Source organism: Anisomitus miae (SeqCode) (genome assembly GCF_054906395.1).
The window spans coordinates 1186-3602 of the sequence record NZ_JBRACL010000006.1 but is presented as its reverse complement, the minus strand read 5'-3'; the positions used below and the strand labels follow the sequence as shown (position 1 = coordinate 3602).

Annotated in this window: 3 protein-coding genes; all 3 read right to left on the bottom strand. The window is 27.6% G+C overall.

The genetic code is table 11. From position 1 onward, the window contains the following. Positions 1-236 precede the first annotated feature (236 nt). Positions 237-578 (bottom strand): hypothetical protein, encoded by a 342-nt coding sequence (locus AALI31_RS02660; protein WP_489884983.1) that lies wholly within the window; start codon positions 576-578, stop codon positions 237-239. Continuing rightward, positions 575-1240 carry a Panacea domain-containing protein gene (locus AALI31_RS02655; protein WP_489884982.1) on the bottom strand — a complete coding sequence of 222 codons (666 nt, stop codon included), beginning with the start codon at positions 1238-1240 and terminating at the stop codon, positions 575-577. The genes AALI31_RS02660 and AALI31_RS02655 overlap by 4 nt, the downstream gene beginning before the upstream one ends. Positions 1241-1816: 576 nt before the next feature. Beyond that, positions 1817-2362: a tyrosine-type recombinase/integrase gene (locus AALI31_RS02650; protein ID WP_489884981.1), complete on the bottom strand. Its 546-nt coding sequence runs from the start codon at positions 2360-2362 to the stop codon at positions 1817-1819. Between the last annotated feature and the right edge of the window lie 55 nt (positions 2363-2417).

The window sequence follows — 2417 nt, the reverse complement described above, 5'->3', positions numbered from 1 at the left end:
TCATAGATTAATTTATCAATTCTTTTTGCTATGTCATTAACTCTATCATTTTTATTGTTAATGATATTTGATTTGATTTCGTTCTCAAAATTTTTTCTTATCATATCCATTTAATATTTCCCCTTTTTTTGTCCTACTTATTGTACTACTTATTGTCCTACTTAATGTACTACCTATTGTCCTACCATATGGTAGTACATTTTTTCTAACTCTAATTCTAGACAAAATAAAAAGCACTACTTATCATAGTGCTTTAATCTATTTAATATCTCATACAAATCTTTCTGATTTAAAATGTCTCCACCACTCAAAATTTTTAACTTCTTAGCTACCTCAATATCAATTTCTTGCTGAGAATCCAATTTAACAAAGCTCTCTCTTAAAAATGGAGGTCTAAAACTCTCAAGCCTATAATTACTTTTATAAGCTAGCTTATGTTCTTTGCCTGCCAACGATGATACGATTAAGACCTTAATCTTGTCACTGTCAACATAAACTATTAAATAAGGTCTTAATTTAGATTCATCTGTACCACTCTTGTATTTAATTTTTGCCAAAACACCCTGTCCAACTTTCAAAATATAACCAACTCTCCATCTTCATCTAAATAAACAGTATAACTACTATCTTTCGCCTCTTCCGACTTTGAAAAATCATATAGCTCATCAAATATTTTAAAATATCTTCCACCTAATTCATACTCATTGTAAATATCTAAATTCTTAGGATTGTAATAAAATGTTATACCATTAATTATCTCAAATTCATCATCTATATTTCTATTCTTATAGCTTTCCACCATAGACCTTATAATTTCTAGTTCCTTTTCTATATCTTCATATTTCACTACGCAATTCTTTTCTGATTGCTTATACGAATTTCTCCAAAAATCAAATTCATGATTTAAATCCGATAATTCTCTTGCCTGCAATTTGTCGAATATACCTAGTGTTATACTAAGAACTTCTAACTCTGATTCAGTAAAATCATATACGAATGCCTCACTTCTTTCTTTAAAATCTTTATATCTATCTCTATAATCGCTAAGTATTGGATATATTACACACCCATCTTTGTATGCTAATAAATGTTCTTCGAACAAAGGTTTGTTGTTTAATGCCATATTTATCAAATTAGCAAATGTTAGTAATTTTTGCAGTTTCATATTTCCATCATAACTATTGTTTAAACCTGTAGCTTCTTTCATAAAATATTTCGCATAATCATCTACATTTCTCATTCGATAACAAACCTCCTTACTATCATATTTTTTTCAAATACATAACAATTGTATACATATAAATTTTATTACTATCTACTATCGTTTATTGCGTGTCTCATCGTAATTTATAATACATAAATTTAATCATAAAAATATTATTTTGACTACTACTTTTATTTAAATTTTGTTCATCTTGTACTACAAGGGGACATTTATTTCTGTACTACTTATTGTACTACCTAATGTACTACCTATTGTCCTACTATATCGTAGGACAAATTTTACTATAGAAATTATTTTTTTAATTTTAAAAATTTTTTCGAGAGGGGAGAGAAATTATTTTTACAAATCTATGAACAAAAACTAAATCAATCTAATCAATATATACCTGCATATTAATAATATAACTATCAATCATATTTATAACTAATAACTAAACTTGACATATTGTAAGATTATGTTAAATTACCTATCACATCTCAAACCTCCATTCTAAAAAGGTTCTCTATCTATCTAATACTTAAATTAAACATGGACTCATTATGTAAAATCAATCACAAAAAAATAAAAATGACCTTAGTTTTTCACCTAAAATCACCATAATTTTAAATTATTTATTGAATTCTTTATCGTCTCAGAATTTATTCCAATATACCTAAATGTTATATCTGGGTGCGAGTGATTAAATATCTTTTGCAGTATTACAACATCTTTATTTGTCTTATAATGAAAATATCCAAATGTCTTACGCAAACTATGTGGCGATAATCTTAACCCAAACTTATCTCCACAGCTTTTAATTATCTGGAATGCTCTCGCTCTAGTTATAGGATTATCTCCATTATCTCTGTATGATATTATGTATTCTCTGTCGTCTCTATTTTTTACAAATCTAACTAACATCATCTTAAGGTTAGGGTTTATATTTAACACCTTTCGTTTCTTAGTCTTTTTTTCAATTAAAATAAATTCACTTCTATTTTTCACATCTCTTACTCTTAGGTTTAGTATATCTGTTATTCTCAGCCCCGAATATACACCTAACGCAAATAGTATATAATCTCTCTCATTGTTATGTTTTAAATATTTAGCTATATCCTTAATCAATTCCTTATCCTTTATCGGTTCTGTGTAGTTCACCTTCTTCTCCTAACACATCTATCCCTCCTAGCCCTAACTCCCTGCTCCTCATGTT